Raw genomic sequence first — 19,835 nt, 5'->3', positions numbered from 1 at the left:
TTGAAAGCGTCGGAAACAGGGATCTTTCCGACACAGCCTACAGGGATGTATTTATGGCGGTTTCAAAAACAGATCCCCAGTGCGCCACCGCCACAACGCTAAAAAAGAATGTGCCTCAGGGTCAGGACGAGCAGCTGATAGGTAAATGCTTCCCGGAATCCGTAGGCGCCGCCGCCCACTCATCAAATCCCGGGTGCTCCGCAAACGGCGACTGCAGCAAATCAAAAAAGGTCGCCAGAGGCTGGTAGTCCCCGGCTTCCGCCGCTTCAATCACCCTTTGCGCGAGATAGTTCCGCAGAACAAATTTGGGATTCGTCGCCAGCATGGCCTTGCTGCGTTCCTGGGCGGAGCGGGACTCCTTTTGCAGTCGCTGGTCATAGCGTCGCAACCAATCCGCGAGCACCTCGTGCTGTGCCGGTGCAACCAGTGCCTCCAGCGCGGCAGCCGGACGTTCGCTGGCATAGTGACTGAGGGCCCGGAAAAACAGCGAATAATCCACACGCCCGTGCTCCATCAGCTGCAACAGATCCGCACACAACTGCTGGTCACCATCGTCCTCGACCGCCAGCCCCAACTTGGCTCGCATCAGCCCCGCGTAATACTCGATCAACAGCGGCTGGAATTGTCCCAGACAATCCTTCAGCGTCTCCGTATCCAGCAGTGAGGAAAAGGCGTGTGCCAGCGCATTCAGATTCCACAAAACCACCCCGGGCTGCGCATCAAAGGCATAGCGGCCGGTGTGGTCCGAGTGATTGCAGATAAAACCCGGCTCATAGTCATCCAGAAAACCGTATGGGCCGAAGTCAAATGTATCGCCGATGATCGACATATTGTCCGTATTTAAAACCCCGTGGGCGAATCCCACAGACTGCCAGCCCGCCGCTAGCTCTGCACTGCGCTCTACCGTATACCGCAACAGAGCCTCAGCCTGCACTTCTGTATCCTCGTCACCCACCTCCGGCAAAAACTGCTCGCACACAAAGGTGACCAGTTTTTTCTGTGCCTCCAGCTGACGGGTGTAAAACAGGTACTCAAAATGCCCGAACCGAACATGGCTGCGTGCCACGCGAATCAGCGCCGCACCGGTTTCCATTTTTTCCCGAGCAACCGGCTCGTCGCTGCCGGCAATAGATAGCGCGCGGGTGCTGCGGATTCCCAGTGCGGTCAGCGCCTCGCCGGCCAGGTACTCGCGGATGGTCGAGCGCAACACCGCGCGGCCATCGCCAAAGCGGGAGTAGGGTGTTTTACCTGCGCCCTTGAGATGCAGCTCCCAGCGTTCGCCGTCGTGTTCTATTTCTCCGAGCAACAACGCGCGGCCGTCGCCCAAGTCGGGATTGTAACCACCGAACTGGTGGCCGGTGTACTTCATCGCGAAAGGTTTGCTGCCGGGAAACAGCTGGCCCCCCGTAGTGAGCAGGGCCCACTCCGGGTGCTCCGCCTCGCTGGGATCGATGCCCAGTAGTGCCATCACCGACGTATTCACATGAATGGTGTGGGGATTCTGCAGCGGTGTGGGCGCGGTGGGGGTGCCGAACACCGGGCCCAGATCGGCGAAGTGATGCTGCAGGTGCAGCTTGCTAAGGGACGTTGCGCTGGTGGCGGGTTTGCTCACGGGATGCCTAGGTCTGTTGAATGGTCAGATTGATATTTTTGTCTTCCCAGCATTCCACTTCCAGTTCCAGCAGGTCCTCGATGGCGGGGTGCTGGTACATCCACTCTTCCGGGACTTGCAGGCGGTAGCCAGGCCCATCCACCGAAAGGTGCAGGCCGTCGATACTGCGGTCTACGTGATCCCGGTGCACGATGCAGGCAAGACGCAGGCACAGTAGCAGTTCACTCCCGGGGTGGAAACCGTAGTGCTCCTTGATCGCCTTGATATCTCCGCGCTGGTTGCGCACCAGATAGGCCAGGTTTTCCTGTTCACTTTTACTGAACCCCGCCATATCCGCATGCTCGATCATGTACGCCCCCAGTTTGCGGAAGCTGCTGTGGGAGAGCGCCAGACCGATCTCGTGTAGATCTGCGGCCCAGTGCAGCAGTCGGCGCTGTGCAACCTGGGAGTAGGGGTTCAACTGGCCGAGAAATTGCAACGCGGTATTGGCGACACGTTTTGCCTGGTCGGGATCTATCTCTCCGTGCTCCATCAGGGTTGCCACGGTATCAGCGCGCCGGTCGCCACCGGCGGCACGGCCGGCAAGATCGTGCACAATGCCCTCGCGAATAGCGTAGGGAGAGATATGCATCTGCTGGATATCCAGCTCGCGAAAAATGCCGTGCAATATGGCGAGGCCGGCGGCAAACACCGGGCGCCGTTGCGGGTCTAAATGGGGCAGGTCGATGGCGTCGACGGTTTTGCAGTTCGCGACCTTGTCGGCAAGCTTTTCCAAGTCGTCGCGCAGGATGGGGAGCAGTTCACCATCGTTCAGTACCCGCGATACAGATTTGACGGTACCGGACGCCCCCATCACCAGCGCATCGTCCGCCATATGCTGGAGTTCCTGTAACTCAGCCTGGGCAGCGCGACGGGCGCGCACAAAATTATTGCGCTTGCCCGCATCGATTTTTCCGCTGTCAAAAAAACGGCGATTGAAGGCCACGCAGCCCATACTGACACTCTGCAGCAGCTTGGGGCTTTCCACCCCGCGCACCAGTTCCGTGGAGCCGCCGCCGATATCGATCACGCAGCGCAGGCTCGGCGTTCCCTCCGCCGCGGCCATAACGCCGGAATAAATCAGGCGCGCTTCCTCGATCCCGGAAATGATTTCGATGGGGGCGCCGAGAATGGACTCCGCTGCCTCCAGAAACCCATCGGCGCGGGTGCTGGCTGCGCGCAGGGTATTGGTGCCCACTACCCGCACATTGTCCAGCGGCAGTTCCTGAATCACCGGGGCAAACCGGCGCAGGGCTTCCAGAGCGCGCTCGGCCACATCCGGTGCCAGGTTGCGCTCGCTGTCCAGCCCCTCGGCCAAACGCACCATGGCGCGGTCGGTATGCAGGCGCACCATTCGTTGATCGCGGAATTCAGCCAGCAGCAGGTGGAAACTGTTGGAACCCAGGTCGAGGGCGGCGTAGCGTTCGTGGCTGGTGTCAGCGGCGTTATCGGCTGTCATGTTAATCGTTGTCAAATTCTCGTAACAAAAATGTAGCAAACTGTGCAGTCATCACCTATGGCTTTTGAGAGCGTCTTTCAGCTTGAAACCGAATAATTTTGCTCTGCCAACAGGCCTGTTCCGTTCCGACCAGAATCGGACGGAGCCGCTTTCCATGGAGAATGCTGTAGAGAGTATGGCAAAAGACATTCCTCTGTATCCCAAGGAGCTGAGCTGGCTCTCTTTCAATGCCCGCGTACTGCAGGAAGTGGAAGACGAGAGCGTGCCCATTATTGAGCGGGTGCGCTTCCTTGGCATCTTCTCCAACAATCTGGATGAATTCTACCGGGTACGGGTGGCGGATGTACGGCGGTTGGCCACTTTTGCCAAAGGGAGCAAGAAAAAGGAGCACTTTTCCGACCTGCTCGGCCATATCAATGAAAAGGTACTGCGCCTGCAGGCGCGCTTCGGCCACGCCTATACCAAGGTGCTCAAGGATCTGGGGCAGAACAATATCCACGTCATCAACGAGCGCCAGCTTACGGAAAATCAGCGCGCCTACGTGGAGGAGTATTTCCACAGCGAGGTATTGCCGGAGCTGGAGCCCTTCTTCATCGATGACCGGGATACCATGCCGCTGCTCAATGAAGCGAGTATTTACTTCGGTATCTATCTGGAGCTCGAGGACGGCGGGCTGCGCTTTGCCGGACTGGAACTGCCCACGGATATCCTGCCGCGTTTTGTCGCCATTCCCCACCGGGACAAGTGTCACGAGAAGGTCTACATCGTGCTCGACAATGTGATCCGCGCCTGTCTGGTGGATGTATTCCGCAACGTGTTGCCCATCGAAAACGCCGCCGCCTACACCTTCAAGATCAGCCGTGACGCAGAGCTGGAGCTGGGGGAGCACGTTACCCAGAATATTGTCGACCGGGTGGCTAAGTCCCTGAAGAAACGCAAGCAGGCCGAGCCGGTGCGGCTGGTATACGACTCCACCATGCCAGAGGCGCTACTGCAGCTGATTAAAAAGAAGCTGAAGATGGGCCGCTACGACAGTTATACGCCGGGTGGTCGCTATCACAACTCCAAGGATTTCATGAGTTTTCCCGCGGACAGCAAGCGGCACACCTATCGCAAGATCAATCCTCTGCCCACCCTGCCGGACAGCGCCAATATTTTTGACTGGCTGCGGGAGGCGGACCGCCTGTGTTATTACCCGTACCACGACTTCCGCGTGATCACCAAGCTGCTCGCGTCGGCGGCGATCGATCCCAAGGTGCGCGAGATCCGTATCAACCTCTACCGGGTGGCACAGAACTCGCGGGTGGTAGCGGCCCTGATCAATGCGGTGCGCAACCAGAAACAGGTGACTGCGGTGGTTGAGTTGCAGGCGCGCTTCGATGAGCAGGCCAATATTCATTGGTCCAACGAACTGAGTGATGCGGGGGTGAATGTCATCTACGGGGTACCCGGGCTCAAGGTGCACTGCAAGCTGATTTCCATCGTACGCGAGGAAAACGGTCGCGACCGTTACTACAGCCACCTGGGGACCGGAAATTTCAACGAGAGTACCGCGCGGTTTTACTGTGATTTTAGCTTGCTCTCGAGCGATGCAAAACTGGGGGAGGATGCATACCGGGTATTTGATTTTATTCAGCAGCCACATCTGCAGCCGGAATATCACCATATCTGGATGTCGCCTTACACCAACCGCCCGAACCTGTTGGGATGTATCGACCGGGAAATTGTCGCGGCAACAGCGGGGAAACCGGCGGAAATTTTCATCAAGTGCAACAACCTGGTGGATTCAGAAATCATCCAGCACCTGTATCGCGCCGGTGCCGCCGGGGTTCAGGTGCGGATTATCGTGCGCAGCATGTGTGCCTTGCTGTGCCAGACCAGAGGGCTATCCGACAATTTCAAGGTTATCAGCCTGGTGGACAAGTATCTGGAGCATGCGCGGGTGTACGCGTTCCACAACGGTGGTGAGGAGCAGGTCTATCTGTCATCGGCAGATTTGATGACCCGCAACCTGGATCACCGGGTGGAAGTCACCTTCCCGCTGTTGCGGGCCGAGCATCGGGAGACGGTGATGGATATTCTGGAACTGCAGTGGCAGGACAATCAGAAAGCGCGGGTGTTGGATGCAGACCAGAGCAACGGGCGTATCGCCAACCGCAAGATCAGGCGCGATGTGCGTTCCCAGGATGCGATCTATCGCTACCTGAAAAAACGCGAATTGTGATGGGACGAACGCTGTTGACGGTCAGTTTCTACTGAACCCCACCAGCTTGCCGTTATCGAACGAGAAGCGATAACGATGGCCTACCTTCAGGTCGTTCTTGCAGCGTGATTCAATGGTGATACGGGGGAATTGAGGTGTCACCACCCAGGTGCTGAAATCATCCTCCGGACCGCGCTTGATCAACCAGTAGTAATCCCCGTGCTCACATCTGCCTTTTTCAAGGCAGTTGTCGTATCCCCACACATAGGCGCGTACATCGTACCTGGCGGGTAGGTTGGCGGCGGGCTGGAAAGGATGACGTGGATCGTCGGTGAAGTCGTAGAGATCGTCGAACGACACGATTTTGTAGCCTTTGGCGCGGGTCTCGCAGCTGGCCGCGTGGATGCTCACGCCCGCGGCCGTCTTAGGCGCTCCGGCTTTGGGGTCGGGTTCCATCTCGCTGGGCAGGTAGCCACAGCCAGTCATTGCCAGGCTCCACATCGCCACACCGGCGCACAAGGCATCACAGCCGAAATACCGCACTTCTACCTCCATCGGTACCAAACCGCTTTCCTAACTATAGCCGCTGATTGTCCTGCGTCAGCCAGTACGCAGTTCATTGGCGGTTTTGCCGCTCCAGTTTTTCACCGCACGGCGCAGGCTCGACGCACATGAGAAGCCCGTATAGTCGGCAATCTCTTCAACCGCAAGGCAGGATTGACGCAGATGGTGAACGGCAATTTCCATGCGGATCTCATGCAGCAGTTTGCGAAAAGTCTCGCCCTCGGCGGACAGGCGCCGGGAGAGGTTACGCGGCGCAATTTGCAGCTGCTCCGCAACCTCGTTCAATTCAAGTTCCGGGGCAAAGTGGGAACGCATATGCCAGCGTACCCGCTCGGCAAAACTGAAGTGTTTGGCGAAGCTCTCCAGTTCCTGTTCACACTCCCGCTGCAAACGCTCGTAGGTGCGCAGCCGCAACGGACGAAACCGTTTGAACACCAGTTCAATACTGCCGGAAATACTCGATTCACTCTGTCCGAACTCGAGGGTCTGGCAGGGCAGCTTGTCGTAGTACACCAGGCTGGATGGTCGCGGTAGGTCCAGGCGTACCTGTATGTCAGGATCGGCCACAGACTTGTTGCCGCAGCCATCCCATATCCGCAGGGTGGTGACCAGGCGAAATTGACGCAGAAAATCTTTTAGTACCGGTTCTGCGTCCAGGGAAGTGGCGTAATTGATCGGCTCCACTACCCGGTTACCCGTATCCAGATAGGAGTTTGAACGCCCCGCGTGCCACGCGTAAAACGGCTGCACGGTAACCATATAGCGGCGAAAGGATTCCGCCACCTCTTTCAGGCTCGGGCTGCATCCCAGCATAAAACCCATCGGGCCCCAGAAACTCCAGTCGAACTCAAGCCCGACGATCAACCCCAGCTGAGGATGTCGACACTGGCGTACACCATTCGTGAGCAGGGCACGCCACTGGTGGTAACTGATTCGGGCTTCCTGCATCTGGAACATGGCGGGGGAGATACCGGTGCCTGCTAACAGCGCTGACTGGTCGGCGCCGAGAGCAGTGAATGCCTCGATAAAACCAAGCGGGTGGCGGTGCAGGGGAATCAGGCGCGCACTAAAATCCATAACTGATCCAGAATTTTATTATTTTCCTGGGAAATATCGTGTTATTACCCGCAGTGATACCTGCGTTGTGGATAACAGCTCGGGTCAGTTTGACTGAATCGCACACCGGCGGGCAAGCGCCGGTGTGGCCTCATTGTGAACTGCGTTTGATCGGTAGCCGCGCGAAGCGGACTTTGCGGCGATAGGGGAAGGTACTGTCTACCCGCCCGGCGCGTATACGTTTTTGCAGGCGCTGCCAGTAGTGGTAGTCGTAAAGATCGCTATGTTCATTCTCAAACGCCTGGCGAGCCACCGGGTTGCCGGAGAAGAACAGGCGAAACTCTTCGGGGAATACATCTGCTTCCGCCACCGTGTACCACGGACGGTCAGCCAGTTCCTGCTCACTGGTCTGGGGTTCAGGGATCTTGCGGAAATTGCAATCGGTCAGTGGGCAGAGTTCATCGTAATCGTAAAAGACTACCCGGCCGTGTCGGGTGACGCCGAAGTTTTTCAGCAACATGTCGCCGGGGAAAATATTTGCTGCCGCCAGTTGCTTGATGGCGTTGCCGTACTCTTCCATGGCCTCAATGGTCTGTTGCTCGTCAGCGTCATCTAGATACAGGTTGAGCGGCTCCATCCGGCGCTCTACATACAGGTGCTTGATGATGACCCACTTGTCGTCCACATGCAGTTTAGATGGCGCCAGCGTCTGCAGTTCCTCAAGTAATTCCTCGCTGAAGCGATTGCGGTAAAAAATAAAATTGGTGTATTCCTGGGTATCTGCCATGCGTCCAACCCGGTCGGCGCGGGATACAAACTTGTATTTCTCGCGCACGATTTCCTCGGTGACGGTTTTCGGGTTGTCAAACTTGTCCTTGATCACCTTGAATACCACCGGGTAGGACGGCAGTGTGAACACGCTCATCACCATCCCCTTGATGCCTGGAGCAATCACGAATTTGTCGTTGCTCACTTTCATATGGGAGAGGATGTGCCGGTAGAACTCGGTTTTGCCGTGCTTGTGGAAGCCGATTGAGTTGTATAGCTCGGATTTTTCCTTGAGCGGCATGATGGTGGAGAGGAAGCGTACAAATCGTGAGGGAATGGGCGCATCCACCATGAAGTAGGAGCGGGTAAAACTGAAAATGATACTCGCCGAATCGTTATCAGTGATCAGTGTGTCGACAAATATCCTACCGCGCCCGTTATTCAGGCAGGGCATTATCAAGGGGATCACCTCGCCGGCGAACATCAAGCGTCCCACAAGGTACGCGGCCTTGTTGCGGTAGAAGACCGATTCCAGCATATCCACCCGCAAGCGCTGCTCGTCTTCCACGCTATCCAGTTTTCCTTCCAGTGGGCCGTGGCGCAGTGCGTCGCAGATGTTGGTGACATCCCGTGGCATCTCTTCCCAGGGGATGGAGAAGCCGTAATCCGCGAGTATGTCCTCGATCATCGCCTCGAGGCCGTCGCGGCCGCTGTAACTGATATAGATACTGTAATCACGCAGGGGCTTCTCATCGGGGGCGCGGGAGGATTTGACGAAGATATGGCTGTCGTGAATATGTGCGTGCTGGAACTGGCTACAGAACACCGAATTGAAAAAGGTTTCGGCAATTTCGTAATTATTGTTGTTGGCAATCAGCTGGGCGTAGGTGGCCCTGGCCTGGCCCCACAGTTCCAGCTGCGTGGTGTCCTTGCTGGTCACCGAGTGCACCAACTTGAGCACCTGGTTGACCTTGACCTTGTACAGGTCAATGCGTTCCTTGTTGGTCTCCTGCACGGCCTCCCAGGCGGCGGTTTCGAACCGCGCCTTTGCCCCCAGGGTAATGTTCTGGAAATCGGCAAAATAGGCATCAAAGCCATTGAGAATCGTTTTGGCGATACGACGCGCAGTCGGGGAATGGTTTGTCATGCACTAGACTCTGTTGGAATCACATCCTTCCTTGTTGCCGATACTAGCACGCTGCTTCGGGAGATCACTTGGACGATTGGATCAGTAGCTTTGTCTTTTTCTTTGCGGTAATCGACCCGGTGGGCACTCTGCCGGTGTTTATCGCCGTCACCGGCCGTCACAGCGAATGGCAGCGGCGCAAGATCGCGGTTCTGGCGGTGGCGGTAGCCACCGGTATCCTGATGTTTTTCCTGCTGCTGGGCCAGTACCTGCTGGAAGCCATTGGTGTGCCGCTGTCTGCCTTCCAGGTGGCCGGTGGTATCGTACTGTTTCTGTTTGCACTGACCATGATTTTCGGCGAGGGGAAACCTGAGACGGAGGTCGGAATCATCCGCGAAGGGCACGAGACCGCCATATTTCCACTGGCGGTGCCGTCCATCGCCTCCCCCGGCGCCATGCTCGCGGCGGTAGTGCTGACAGACAATCACCGCTTTGACCCCATTCACCAAGTGAATACCGCCAGCGCCATGCTTGCGGTACTCGGAATAGTGTTGCTGTTACTGCTTACCGCCAACTGGATTTTCCGCTGGATCGGCAATGCTGGCGCCAGCATCGTCAGTCGGGTAATGGGGCTGATCCTGGCCTCGGTGGCCACCACCAATGTCCTGGTGGGGATACAGCAATTCTTTTTGACCTGAATCGGGATTTCGCCAAGCTGTATTTTCGAGGCCACAAAAAACGCCGGATTACCGGCGTTTTTCTTTGGTTGAACCCGCAATACGGGTACCCGCTTCGGGCTATGGTCCGCGGCCCCGCACCAGACGTAGAATCAGCAGTATCACCGCGATAATCAGCAATACGTGCAAAAAGCCACCCATGGTGTAAGAACTCACGAGCCCCAGCAGCCAGAGCACTACGAGAATGACAATAATCGTCTCAAGCATGTCCAGTACCTCTTGATAGACCTGCTATATAGGCCGGTGTGGGCCTCCAGCCACGGCTCCTCAAAGAGCGTGATGTCGGAGCTAAAACATTAATGTGGGAGTTTCTTTTTCACCAGAACAGAATGCTCCCGTTGTGAGGCTTTTCGACACCTTCGCCATTGCGATAGGAAATATATGTGAACCAAGCTATGGGAAAATGTTCTTATAACTGTGGTGTGATATCGCAGCCAGTAGGATCCGGGGGAGGGTATTTGTAAGAAAGTTGCCCCTGCTCCGACAGAAGGCTGCCAAACCTGTTTTCACTCCCGGGAGAAATACCGTGCTGATCAAGAAACCGCCGCGCAATGCCCCCAGCGAAGCGCACGCTACGCCGGAATCCGCTTACGTCTCGCGGCGCACCGTGATGAAAGGGCTTGGTGCGGGTATCGGCGGACTGCTGCTGGCACGCAGCGCCCATGCGCTTGACCTTTTCAGCAGCGAAAAAAATGCTGCCGCTGTGCGCAAGCCGCTGGAGTTCGCCGCCGCGAAACCGGTCCCGGAACTGACACTCACCCCGGAAGCCAAGGTCACCAATCACAACAATTTCTACGAGTTTGGCACCGGTAAAACGGATCCGGCGGAAAACAGCCAGGGACTGAAAATTGAACCCTGGACGCTGACCGTCGAGGGTGAGGTGGAAAAGCCGGCGACGGTGGATGTGTGGAAACTGATGAATGAAATCGGGCTGGAGGAGCGTATCTATCGCATGCGCTGTGTCGAGGCCTGGTCCATGGTCATCCCCTGGGTGGGTTTTGAGCTGGGCAAGTTCCTGCAGCGGTTCGCGCCTACGAGCCGCGCCAAGTATGTGGCGTTTGAGACGCTCTACGATCCGGAACAGATGCCCGGACAGCGCAACCGCTATGTGGGTGGTGGTGTGGACTACCCCTATGTTGAAGGATTGCGCATGGACGAGGCGATGCACCCACTGACCATCCTGTCGGTGGGGCTGTACGGCAAAACCCTGCCGCCCCAGAACGGCGCCCCCGTTCGCCTTGTTGTGCCGTGGAAGTACGGTTTCAAGGGCATCAAATCGATCGTCAAGATCAAGCTGGTTGAGCGCATGCCGCCCACCAGCTGGAATAAACTGGCACCGCAGGAGTACGGTTTCTACGCCAACGTGAATCCCGCCGTGGACCACCCGCGCTGGTCCCAGGCCAGCGAGCGCTTTATCGGACCCGGTGGGTTGTTTTCGGTAAAGCGCCAGCCGACCCTGCCGTTCAATGGCTACGCGGAAGAAGTCGCGGGTCTTTACTCCGGAATGAACCTGAAAAAGTTTTACTGATGGGCCGCTCTTCATCCGGCGCCGACTGGCGCAAACCCCTGGCGATGACCCTACAGGTTGGTGTGCACCTGGGGGCTCTGCTGCCATTGTTGTGGCTGTTCGTTGCCATCAATCAGGGGCGGCTCGGCGGCGACCCGGTGAAAGAACTGATCCACTACCTGGGTATGGGCACCATCCGCCTGCTACTGCTCACACTGCTGGTTTCCCCGCTGGCGAAATCACTACATTTCGGTCAGTTGAACCGTTTGCGCAGGCCGCTGGGCCTCTGGTGCTTTGCCTGGGCCACCCTGCATTTCAGCGCCTGGCTGGCGCTGGACCTCGGCCTGGACTGGTCGTTGATCGGTGGCGAGTTGGTGAAGCGCACCTATATCCTGCTGGGCTTTTCTGCCTGGCTGATTCTGCTGGCACTGGCGATTACTTCGCTTCCCGCGCTGCTCCGGAAAATGGGCCGCAACTGGAAGAAACTGCACGGGCTGCTGTACATCGTGGTACTGCTGGCCTGTTGGCATTTCTGGTGGTCGGTGAAAAGTGGCTGGATAGAGCCCGCGATCTATTTCGCCATCGCTCTTGTTTTGTTGCTTTGGCGGCGGGCTTCTATCGCAAGGTGGCTTACGTCACTGCGGCGTTGATTCAGCTCCCGACCAAGCCCTCGTCGTCTCTGCGAATTGCCAGCACCGAAGGCCGTGGTGGAAGGCTGGAGTTATTGTCCGGCCAGCGGTGTAGCGGGGTATCAAAAGTCGAGTTATCCGCGTCCGCCGGATGCTGTACCGAGACGAACAGGGTCTTTCCATCCGGGGTGAATTCCGGACCGCAGATTTCCCCGCCCTCGGGACAGCCAAAAAAGTGCTTGGGCGCCGCGCGCAGCTCCCCCTCTGTCGCCATCGCCCACAGCCCATCGTGAAAACCGAAACTCTCGCAACCGTCGGTGGCGATCCACATATTGCCGCGCTGGTCGAAGGCCACATTGTCCGGGTTGGCAAACCAGCCGTGAGGCGAGATATTGCCGGGCTGCTGCTGGCCGTAAGCACCGCGCTCAGCGGGATTTTCCGCATTGGGATTGCCGCCCAGTAAAAAGGTATTCCAGCGGAAAGTATCGCTCGCATGGTCCCGCTCGCCACTGCGTCCCGGTGGCACGATTTCCAGGACGTGGCCTGCGGTGTTGCGCGCGCGCGGATTGGCCGCGTTTACCTCATCCGGCTTGCGTTTCCTGTTTTTGGTCAGCATGACATAGGTGCAGTCGTTGACCGGGTTGGTCTCCACATCCTCCGGGCGATCCATCGGCGTTGCGCCCAGCAGTTTCGCCGCGCGGCGTGCGTCCACCAGCACATCCGCCTGGTTGCGAAATCCGTTCTCTTCGGTCAGTGGGCTCCGGCCGTGTATCAGCGGCAACCAGCTTCCGCTGCCGTCCTCGGAAAACTGTCCCGCATACAGGGTGCCCTTGGTCAGCAGCTCGCGGTTGTGGTGATTTTCGCCCGGGCGATAAATACCGCGGGATACAAAACGGTACACAAACTGGTGTTCATCGTCGTCGCCGCCGTAGGCAACAATGGGTTGTCCCGGCTTGCTGACCAGGGTGAAACCCTCGTGCTCGAAGCGGCCCAGGCCGGTCAGTTTGCGCGGGGTCGATTGCGGGTTGTAAGGATCGTATTCCACCATCCAGCCGAACCGGTTTGGCTCGTTCGGTTCCACGCTGATATCGAAACGGCGATCGTAGTCTCCCCAGTTGCGGTTGCCGGGTGAAATACCAAACGCATGGTGATTACGCGCCTCGGTTTCATCCGCGACATCGTCCGGATCCCCCTGGAAAGCGCCGCCAAAACCTTCCTCGGCAATCAACACCGTGCCCCAAGGGGTTTTGCCTCCGGCACAGTTACCCACCGTGCCCAATACCCGTGTGCCACTGGGGTCTTCGCTGGTCTGCAGGCGTTGATCGCCCGCCGCGGGCCCGACAATTGCCATGGTGGTGGTGAGAGACAGGCGCCGGTTGTAGGGACTGCCCAGCACTGGCTGCCATCCGTTCGCTGTTTTTTCGATTTCAACAACGGTGTGGCCGCAGGCCTGTTGCTCGATGGCAATATGATCGTCGCTGGTGCCGCGATTGGCACTTTGTTCGCTATAGCCGGCAAACATCAGGTGCGGTTGCGTGTATTCGTGATTGACGCACAGCAGGCCGCGCTCGCTGTTGCGGCTCAGGCAATGCCGGTCACCTTCACCGAGGCCCGCATCTTCTGCCAGCGGCATATAAGCGATGAAGTCATTGTTGTAGCCGAAGCGGCGGGTCTGTTCTTTGGGGGTCAGCTTCTCCGGGATAAATGCCTCGCTGAATGTATCCAGCGGATCCCCCCAGCTCAACACCCGATCGGCACTGTAGCCCTGCGGGACATGGTGGGTGAAATCGAGTCGGTGAGGAATCTCTTCGAACCCCAGGTTATCCCGCGTGCGCGGCGCAGTTTTTTGCGTACATCCCGGTAACAGTGTGGCACCGGCAGTGGCCGCGGTGGCTGCACCAAGCGCTTTGAACAGGGTGCGGCGCTGGGGATTGCTCGGGGTCTGTTCAGCGCGATCGGGTTGCTTGCTGCGTGTCATAAATCATTCACCAATTATTCATTTTTTGCGCCAGAGTCCATGACTGGTACCAATCTGCCCGCGTTATCAGGACTCGTTGTGCCTTCCGTGAAGCAAGGTTAGCGGCGCTTTATGACAAATTTAAAAAAAGCGTAACGCAAACTTCATATCCCAAGACTAGCCTGCGCCCACAAATCAACAGGTCGGGCGTGGCGGTTTATTTCTCTCCGCTACCCGTCAGACGGCCAGCCAACTGCTTCTGTATCAGCACAACCACTTCCTAATGGGGACGGGGATTTATGACTAAGCCTGCATTCAATTTCAAAATGGTGGCGCCTCTTGCCGCCGCTATCATCAGTGTCAATGCCGCAGCGCAGGAAGCGCCAGAAAAGCAAAGCGAGCTGATGGAAACCATTGTGGTCACCGCCCAGGTGGCTAACGCCCGCAGCGATATCGAGCGTCAGCGTGAATCCAACAAGGTCGTTGCGGTGCAGACTTCCGAGGCCATCGGCGAACTGCCCGATGCCAACGTGACCGAAGCGTTGCAGCGTATGTCCGGCGTATTTATTGCCCGCGATCAGGGCGAAGGTCGCTTCGTCGGTGTGCGCGGCATTGATCCCAACCTGAACGCCTCCACCATCAACGGTATGAGCCTGCCGGCGCCAGAAACCGACAGCCGTGCGGTGGCCTTGGATGTGATTCCTTCCGACCTGCTGGCCAGCCTGGAAGTCTTCAAGACCCTGACTCCGGACATGAGTGCCGATTCCATCGGTGGCGCGATCGAGATCAAGAGCATCAATGCGCTGGATCAGGATGGCGAGACCTACAAGGTGACTGTGGAAAACGGCTACAGCGAACTGCAGGGCGAGAACAGCCCGAAATTCGCCGGTACTTACACCAATAAATTCGACCTGGGCGGCCGCACCCTGGGTGTTGCGGTTGCCGCATCGCACCAGGAGCGCAACTTCGGCTCCGAAAATATTGAAACCGACGGTGTATGGGAAGAGTTCACCGCCCTGGACGGCAGCGAAGGTGTCACCGCGGCAGAAATTGAACAGCGCGACTACACCGTAACCCGCGAGCGCACCGGTCTGGCCGCGAACTTCGACCTGGAGGTTTCCGAAGGCAGCCAGCTGTACCTGCACACCCTGTACTCCGATTTCTCCGATGACGAAGAGCGCCAGCGCAATTCTTTCAAGCTGGATGAGGAAAATGACGATCCGGATACCATTTCCGCGAGCAGCGTTACCTGGTCCGACGCGGCGCTGGAAAAAGAACTGAAAGACCGCTACGAGGAACAGGAAATCCTGTCAGTGGTTGCCGGCGGTTCTCACGACATGGACAAGTGGGGTGTGGAATACGCAGTGGGCTTCTCCCACGCGGAAGAATCCGAGCCGCACCGTCGCGACACCACATTCGTGCAGGAAGGCCTGGAGCTGGGTTATACCCGCGCTGGCAAGATCCCGAAAATGTTCGCCGCCGATACCAGCGCAATGGATGCCGCCAGCTATGAGCTGGATGAACTGGTGGTTGAAGACAACTATACCGACGACGAGGAAGTGAGCTTCCGTATCGACTTCCGTCGTGATATCGATGTGGCAGGCCACCCGTCTGAACTGAAGTTTGGTTTGCACGAGCGTCGTCGGGAAAAGACCGGTGACCTGAATGCCACCGTTTACGATGGTTTCGGAGGCGACTTCACTCTCGCAGATTTTGCCAGCAATGGCGTTGACTACGGACTGGGTGTTTTCGGCCCGGGCGTGAACAAGGGCGCACTGAATGCGTTTATCAACGCCAACCTGGGCAGCTTCGAAATCGATGAAACCAGCACCGCCCTGGATTCTGCACGCGATTACGTGATGAACGAGGACATCTCTGCACTCTACGTGATGAACGATATCGACTTCGGCCGCGCCAACCTGGTGTACGGGGTGCGCTACGAAGCCACCGACTTCAGTGCCGACGGCTATCGTGTGGCGGAGTCCGGCGAAGCCATTTCCGGTGCGGAAGAAATCGCCGAAGACGTGTATGTAAATGCGGTGTCCTATGAGCGCGACTACAGCAACCTGTTCCCGAGCGTGAACTTCAAGTACGACTACAGCGAAAACGTCGTACTGCGTGCGGCCTATACCGAATCCCTTTCCCGTCCGTCCTTCGGTGACCTGAACCCGTCTGCCGCCGAGATCGAATACGACGAGGGCGAACTGGAAGTGGCCGCGGGCAACCCGGCACTGGATCCGTATGAAGCGCGCAACTTCGACGTTTCCTTCGAGTACTACGCGGATTCTCTGGGCATGTTCTCCCTGGGTGCTTTCCACAAGCAGATCGACAATTTTGTGGTGACCGCTGACGTGGCCAGCACCGCGGACTACAGCATGTACGTGGGCAGCCTGGCGGTGGAAGAGGCGGAAATCTTCCAGCCGATCAACGGCGATAAGGCGACCCTGACCGGTGCCGAGCTGTCGTGGACCCGCGGCTTCGACAACGGCTTCCTGCTGCGTGCCAATGCCACCATGACGGACTCCGAAGCGGATCTGGGCCTGGGTGCTGACGCCGAGCGCGGCAACAAGATCACCCTGCCATCCCAGGCGGACCTGGTGGCCAACTTTATCGTCGGCTACGAGCGCGATGCCGTGAGCCTGCGTCTGTCCACCGCCTACAAGAGCGAGCGACTGCTGGAAGTGGATCTGGAAGACGAGGCGTTTGACCTCTACGAAGACGACCACATGCAGCTGGACCTGTCCGCCAAGTACCGCTTCGAAAATGGCATGCAGGTGTTCTTCAATGCGGTGAACCTTACCGACGAGCCGTTCTACGCCAACCGTCGCGGCTACAACGGTCAGTACGAAGAGTACGGCCCGGCTTATGTACTGGGTGTGACTTACTCCACCTTCTAAGTCATCAGGTCAGTTGCTGACGGTGTTCTGAAACGCTTCAGAACGAAAGGGCAGAGGGCCCGGCGCCGGTGGGTGCCCGGGCTTTCTGCTATTTTTTTAGTTGGGATTCATCGGTCATCTGTTTGACATCTTTCCGACACAAGGGTGGCGTAGTTTTACTCCTGGTGTTGTCGAAGTGCCAACGGACGAGACAGAGAACGATAGTGATATGACGTGTAAAACCTTTGCGTGTAAAACCCTGGCGAAAGGGGCAGTAGCGCTGGCCCTGGCCGGTCTGCTCAGTGCCTGTGGCCCGCAGATTGAGCAAGCTGCTGCGCCCAAACCGATCACCGCGCAGACTGCACTTGCGCTGCAGGACGTGGTCTCCAGCCAGCTGGCCCCCCTGCAACTGGCAGGCCGCGACTACCTGCTGCTGGCCAGCGAAAAGCGCGGCCTGGTGCTGGTTGACGACAGCGGCGGGGAACAGCTTGCACTGGATGGCGGTACCGTGGAGCGGTTTGCCCTGCAGCAACTGGAACAGGACAACTGGCTGATTGCGGTGTACGACGAGGACAGCGGTGAGCTGCAGTTGCGCCTGCTGGACCTGGAAGAGGGTAGCCCGCGTATTCGCTATCTGGGCGCCATGGCGACCACTGCTCCGCAGGTGGCCATGTGTTTTTCCCGCCAGGCCGGGCGCACCCACCTGTTTGCCATCGATGAGAATGGCCTGGGGCACGAGTATGTGGTGCACCCCCGCGAGCAGGCCTGGGAATTTACCGGGGTACGCCCGCTGTATTTTGGCGAGCAGGTGTCCTCCTGTGTGGTGGATGACCGCAGTGGCCGGCTACTGGTGGCGCAGCCACCGCTCGGTATCTGGAGCCTGAATGCGGATGCGGAAATGGACGAGGGCCGCGAGGTATTCGCCGCATCCGCAGAGCTTCCCGAGGGCGAATTCGGCGGCCTGTGGCTGGACGGAGCCAGTGGCAACCTGTGGATGACCGCCGGTGACCGTGTGCTCGCCTTCAATATCAATACCCCCCGCCAGGCGCCGCATTTTTCTGAAGTGCTGGCCGATATGCAGCCGGTTTCCGCGGCAGTACTGCAGGGCGCATTACTGGCGCTGGAGGAAGAGAGCGACCGGGTGCTGCGGTTTGCGGTCACCCTGCCAGAGCCCGCTGCTGAGATGCAGGCATTTCGCGGTCCTGTGGAGATTCCGCGGGTGCGCGCCAGTGCGCAGACGGCACCCGTCACCTCTGGTGGCGACGCCGCGGACGACCCGGCGATCTGGGTAAATCCGGTCAACCCGTCTGCCAGTCTGATCCTCGGTACGGACAAGAAGAGCGGGCTCAGTGTGTACGACCTGAACGGCAAGCTTGTGGAGCACTTTGCCGTGGGGCGCGTCAACAATGTGGACCTGCGTCCGATCCAGCACGGCAAGTTTGTCGCCATCGCCGCAGCCACCAACCGCACGGATCCCGGTGTCAGCCTGTTTGGTATCAGTGCCGCCGGTGAGGTCGATTATCTCGGGCTGCGCAACCTGGAGATGGAAGATCCCTATGGCCTGTGTGTATACCGCAAAGGTGCGGACCTGATGGCCTGGGTTTCGGACAAAGACGGTGCCGTCCAGCTGCTGCAGATCGTACCCGGCAGCGGCAATGTGGACTGGAGCCTGCGGCAACTGGCTACGCTGGAAGTGGAAAGCCAGGTGGAAGGCTGTGTGGTGGATGATGAAATGCAGATGCTGTTCTTCGGCGAGGAAGACGGCGGTATCTGGCGTCTGGACATCGCCGGATTCCTCGCCGGCGAAGCCAAGCCCCAGCTGATTGCACCGGTGGATGGTGAGCGCCTGGCGGCGGATGTGGAGGGCATGGGCCTCTACCACGCCGGCGACAAGAGCTATCTGGTGGTGTCGAGCCAGGGCAACAACAGCTATGCATTGTTCAGCCGCGATGGCAGCCAGTTTGTGGGTCACTTCCGCGTGGATATCAATCTGGACAAGCATCTCGATGGCAGTTCGGAAACCGACGGACTGGAAGTCTCCAGTGCGGCCTTTGGCAGTCAGTATCCACAGGGGTTACTGGTGGTGCAGGACGGTCGCAACCGCATGCCCAGCCAGACCCAGAACTTCAAGCTGGTGTCCTGGGCGGATATTGCCGAGACCCTGAAGTTGCCGCAATAAAGGCCGCTGGCTGTCTCTCTGCTTCTACAGATGTGATTCCGCCCCCGACGGGGGCGGTTAAATCCCATCGAGACTATGCGAAAATCCGCCGATTCATTGTTGAACCGGCGGATTATCATGCAGCGCGTTAGCTCTTCTCTCATTCCCGATCTCTCCCTGTCTCGTATCGCGTTTGGCCTCTGGCGGCTGACCGACTGGAATTACGCCCCCTCGGAAAGCGTGGCCCTGTTCGAGCAGATGCTGGATCTCGGGGTGACGACGTTTGATCTCGCAGATATTTACGGGGACTACCGCTGTGAACAATCGTTTGGTGAGGCGCTAAAACTCAATCCGCAATTGCGCGAGCGCATGGAGATTGTGAGCAAGTGCAGTATTCGCCTCACGGGCGAAAAATCCGGAGCGCGTATCAACCATTACGACACCAGCGCGGAGCATGTGCGTAAGGCGGTGGAGACCAGCCTGCGGGATATGGGTATCGAGCAGATGGACCTGTTGTTACTGCACCGCCCGGATCCGCTGATGGATGCGGATGCGCTGGCGCTGGTACTCGAGCAGCTGGTGGCAGAGGGCAAGGTGAAGCACCTCGGGGTTTCCAATTTCCTGCCGCACCAGACTGACCTTCTGCAGTCCCGCCTGTCGATTCCGTTGGCGGTGAACCAGATCGAGGTGTCTTTGCTGCACTCTCAAGCGATGTTTGATGGACAGCTGGATTACTGTCAGCAGCACAAGCTCCTGCCAATGGCCTGGTCGCCTTTTGCCGGTGGTCGTCTGTTTACCGGCAATGACGAGGACGCGTTGCGGGTGCAGGCGGAATTGCGTCGTGTGTGCGAGTCCCGCGGGCTGGCTCCCGAGTTGGGTGCGATGCAATTGGCATTGGCGTGGCTGTTGAAGCACCCTTCAAAGATGATTCCGGTTCTGGGAAGCGGTAATCCCGAGCGCCTGGTTGCTGCACTGGCGGCGCTGGAAATGGAACTCGATCGGGAGGCGTGGTTTGAATTGTTGCGCGCTGGTCGTGGGCGGGATGTGGATTAATTCGGGTTCGGTGGTATTTCTTTTTTAAGCCCCGATGTGGCGCTGGAGCACTGGGGCGTTGTTTTTGGAACCGCTGTGAATACGTCCCTGT

Annotated in this window: 14 protein-coding genes; 7 read left to right on the top strand and 7 right to left on the bottom strand. The window is 58.1% G+C overall.

Features of this window, described 5'->3' with window-relative positions; all coding sequences use genetic code 11:
* Positions 1 to 121: 121 nt before the first annotated feature.
* Both B4U49_RS05310 and B4U49_RS05305 read right to left on the bottom strand, forming a co-directional pair.
* Positions 122 to 1,612, bottom strand: a complete 1,491-nt coding sequence (locus tag B4U49_RS05310) for a protein adenylyltransferase SelO (RefSeq protein WP_078083538.1) — start codon at positions 1,610 to 1,612, stop codon at positions 122 to 124.
* A gap of 7 nt (positions 1,613 to 1,619) precedes the next feature.
* Positions 1,620 to 3,110, bottom strand: a complete 1,491-nt coding sequence (locus B4U49_RS05305) for a Ppx/GppA phosphatase family protein (protein ID WP_078083537.1) — start codon at positions 3,108 to 3,110, stop codon at positions 1,620 to 1,622.
* A gap of 154 nt (positions 3,111 to 3,264) precedes the next feature.
* On the opposite strand from B4U49_RS05305, the gene ppk1 reads away from it, so the two are divergent.
* The gene (gene ppk1 / locus B4U49_RS05300) at positions 3,265 to 5,334 is read left to right on the top strand and encodes a polyphosphate kinase 1 (RefSeq protein WP_239692478.1); all 2,070 of its coding nucleotides are present in this window, start codon (positions 3,265 to 3,267) and stop codon (positions 5,332 to 5,334) included.
* A 21-nt stretch (positions 5,335 to 5,355) separates the two neighbouring features.
* On the opposite strand, the gene B4U49_RS05295 is transcribed toward ppk1, so the two are convergent.
* From B4U49_RS05295 to aceK, 3 genes are all read right to left on the bottom strand, one after another.
* The gene (locus tag B4U49_RS05295) at positions 5,356 to 5,877 is read right to left on the bottom strand and encodes a hypothetical protein (RefSeq protein ID WP_143735544.1); all 522 of its coding nucleotides are present in this window, start codon (positions 5,875 to 5,877) and stop codon (positions 5,356 to 5,358) included.
* 36 nt (positions 5,878 to 5,913) lie between these two features.
* Entirely contained in the window at positions 5,914 to 6,954 is a 1,041-nt protein-coding gene (locus B4U49_RS05290; protein ID WP_078083534.1) for an AraC family transcriptional regulator, read from the bottom strand.
* 130 nt (positions 6,955 to 7,084) lie between these two features.
* Positions 7,085 to 8,848 (bottom strand): bifunctional isocitrate dehydrogenase kinase/phosphatase, encoded by a 1,764-nt coding sequence (aceK, locus tag B4U49_RS05285; RefSeq protein ID WP_078083533.1) that lies wholly within the window; start codon positions 8,846 to 8,848, stop codon positions 7,085 to 7,087.
* Between the two features lie 68 nt (positions 8,849 to 8,916).
* Between aceK and B4U49_RS05280 the strand changes: the two genes are divergently transcribed.
* Positions 8,917 to 9,525: a MarC family protein gene (locus tag B4U49_RS05280; RefSeq protein WP_078083532.1), complete on the top strand. Its 609-nt coding sequence runs from the start codon at positions 8,917 to 8,919 to the stop codon at positions 9,523 to 9,525.
* 99 nt (positions 9,526 to 9,624) lie between these two features.
* On the opposite strand, the gene B4U49_RS18815 is transcribed toward B4U49_RS05280, so the two are convergent.
* Positions 9,625 to 9,771 carry a lmo0937 family membrane protein gene (locus B4U49_RS18815; RefSeq protein ID WP_143735543.1) on the bottom strand — a complete coding sequence of 49 codons (147 nt, stop codon included), beginning with the start codon at positions 9,769 to 9,771 and terminating at the stop codon, positions 9,625 to 9,627.
* 319 nt (positions 9,772 to 10,090) lie between these two features.
* Here B4U49_RS18815 and msrP point away from each other — a divergent pair, with 319 nt between their 5' ends.
* Together msrP and msrQ are read left to right on the top strand one after the other, a co-directional pair.
* Positions 10,091 to 11,092, top strand: a complete 1,002-nt coding sequence (msrP, locus tag B4U49_RS05275; RefSeq protein ID WP_078083531.1) for a protein-methionine-sulfoxide reductase catalytic subunit MsrP — start codon at positions 10,091 to 10,093, stop codon at positions 11,090 to 11,092.
* Positions 11,092 to 11,721, top strand: coding sequence for a protein-methionine-sulfoxide reductase heme-binding subunit MsrQ (msrQ, locus tag B4U49_RS05270; RefSeq protein WP_143735542.1), 630 nt, complete (start codon positions 11,092 to 11,094; stop codon positions 11,719 to 11,721). The genes msrP and msrQ overlap by 1 nt, the downstream gene beginning before the upstream one ends.
* 1 nt (position 11,722) lies before the next feature.
* Here msrQ and B4U49_RS05265 read toward each other — a convergent pair whose 3' ends face one another.
* The gene (locus B4U49_RS05265; protein WP_078083530.1) at positions 11,723 to 13,678 is read right to left on the bottom strand and encodes a PhoX family protein; all 1,956 of its coding nucleotides are present in this window, start codon (positions 13,676 to 13,678) and stop codon (positions 11,723 to 11,725) included.
* Between the two features lie 278 nt (positions 13,679 to 13,956).
* On the opposite strand from B4U49_RS05265, the gene B4U49_RS05260 reads away from it, so the two are divergent.
* The 3 genes from B4U49_RS05260 to B4U49_RS05250 all read left to right on the top strand — a co-directional run bounded on the left by B4U49_RS05260 (position 13,957) and on the right by B4U49_RS05250 (position 19,744).
* Positions 13,957 to 16,554 carry a TonB-dependent receptor gene (locus tag B4U49_RS05260; RefSeq protein WP_078083529.1) on the top strand — a complete coding sequence of 866 codons (2,598 nt, stop codon included), beginning with the start codon at positions 13,957 to 13,959 and terminating at the stop codon, positions 16,552 to 16,554.
* Between the two features lie 208 nt (positions 16,555 to 16,762).
* The gene (locus tag B4U49_RS05255) at positions 16,763 to 18,712 is read left to right on the top strand and encodes a phytase (RefSeq protein ID WP_078083528.1); all 1,950 of its coding nucleotides are present in this window, start codon (positions 16,763 to 16,765) and stop codon (positions 18,710 to 18,712) included.
* A 117-nt stretch (positions 18,713 to 18,829) separates the two neighbouring features.
* A complete protein-coding gene (locus tag B4U49_RS05250; protein ID WP_078083527.1) occupies positions 18,830 to 19,744 on the top strand; it encodes an aldo/keto reductase in 915 nt (304 codons plus the stop codon).
* Positions 19,745 to 19,835: the final 91 nt, after the last annotated feature.

The sequence above is a fragment of the Microbulbifer mangrovi genome, assembly GCF_002009015.1.
In the GTDB taxonomy this organism is placed as follows: Bacteria; Pseudomonadota; Gammaproteobacteria; order Pseudomonadales; family Cellvibrionaceae; genus Microbulbifer; species Microbulbifer mangrovi.
The sequence above is the reverse complement of the archived record's forward strand: the minus strand, read 5'-3'. Positions and strand labels throughout refer to the sequence as shown.

Coding starts and splice junctions, on each gene's coding strand:
- aceK (WP_078083533.1), bottom strand. CDS start 8,848: ATGACAAACCATTCCCCGACTGCGCGTCGTATCGCCAAAACGATTCTC.
- B4U49_RS05305 (WP_078083537.1), bottom strand. CDS start 3,110: ATGACAGCCGATAACGCCGCTGACACCAGCCACGAACGCTACGCCGCC.
- B4U49_RS05290 (WP_078083534.1), bottom strand. CDS start 6,954: ATGGATTTTAGTGCGCGCCTGATTCCCCTGCACCGCCACCCGCTTGGT.
- ppk1 (WP_239692478.1), top strand. CDS start 3,265: ATGGAGAATGCTGTAGAGAGTATGGCAAAAGACATTCCTCTGTATCCC.
- B4U49_RS18815 (WP_143735543.1), bottom strand. CDS start 9,771: ATGCTTGAGACGATTATTGTCATTCTCGTAGTGCTCTGGCTGCTGGGG.
- msrQ (WP_143735542.1), top strand. CDS start 11,092: ATGGGCCGCTCTTCATCCGGCGCCGACTGGCGCAAACCCCTGGCGATG.
- B4U49_RS05260 (WP_078083529.1), top strand. CDS start 13,957: ATGACTAAGCCTGCATTCAATTTCAAAATGGTGGCGCCTCTTGCCGCC.
- B4U49_RS05265 (WP_078083530.1), bottom strand. CDS start 13,678: ATGACACGCAGCAAGCAACCCGATCGCGCTGAACAGACCCCGAGCAAT.
- B4U49_RS05250 (WP_078083527.1), top strand. CDS start 18,830: ATGCAGCGCGTTAGCTCTTCTCTCATTCCCGATCTCTCCCTGTCTCGT.
- B4U49_RS05255 (WP_078083528.1), top strand. CDS start 16,763: ATGACGTGTAAAACCTTTGCGTGTAAAACCCTGGCGAAAGGGGCAGTA.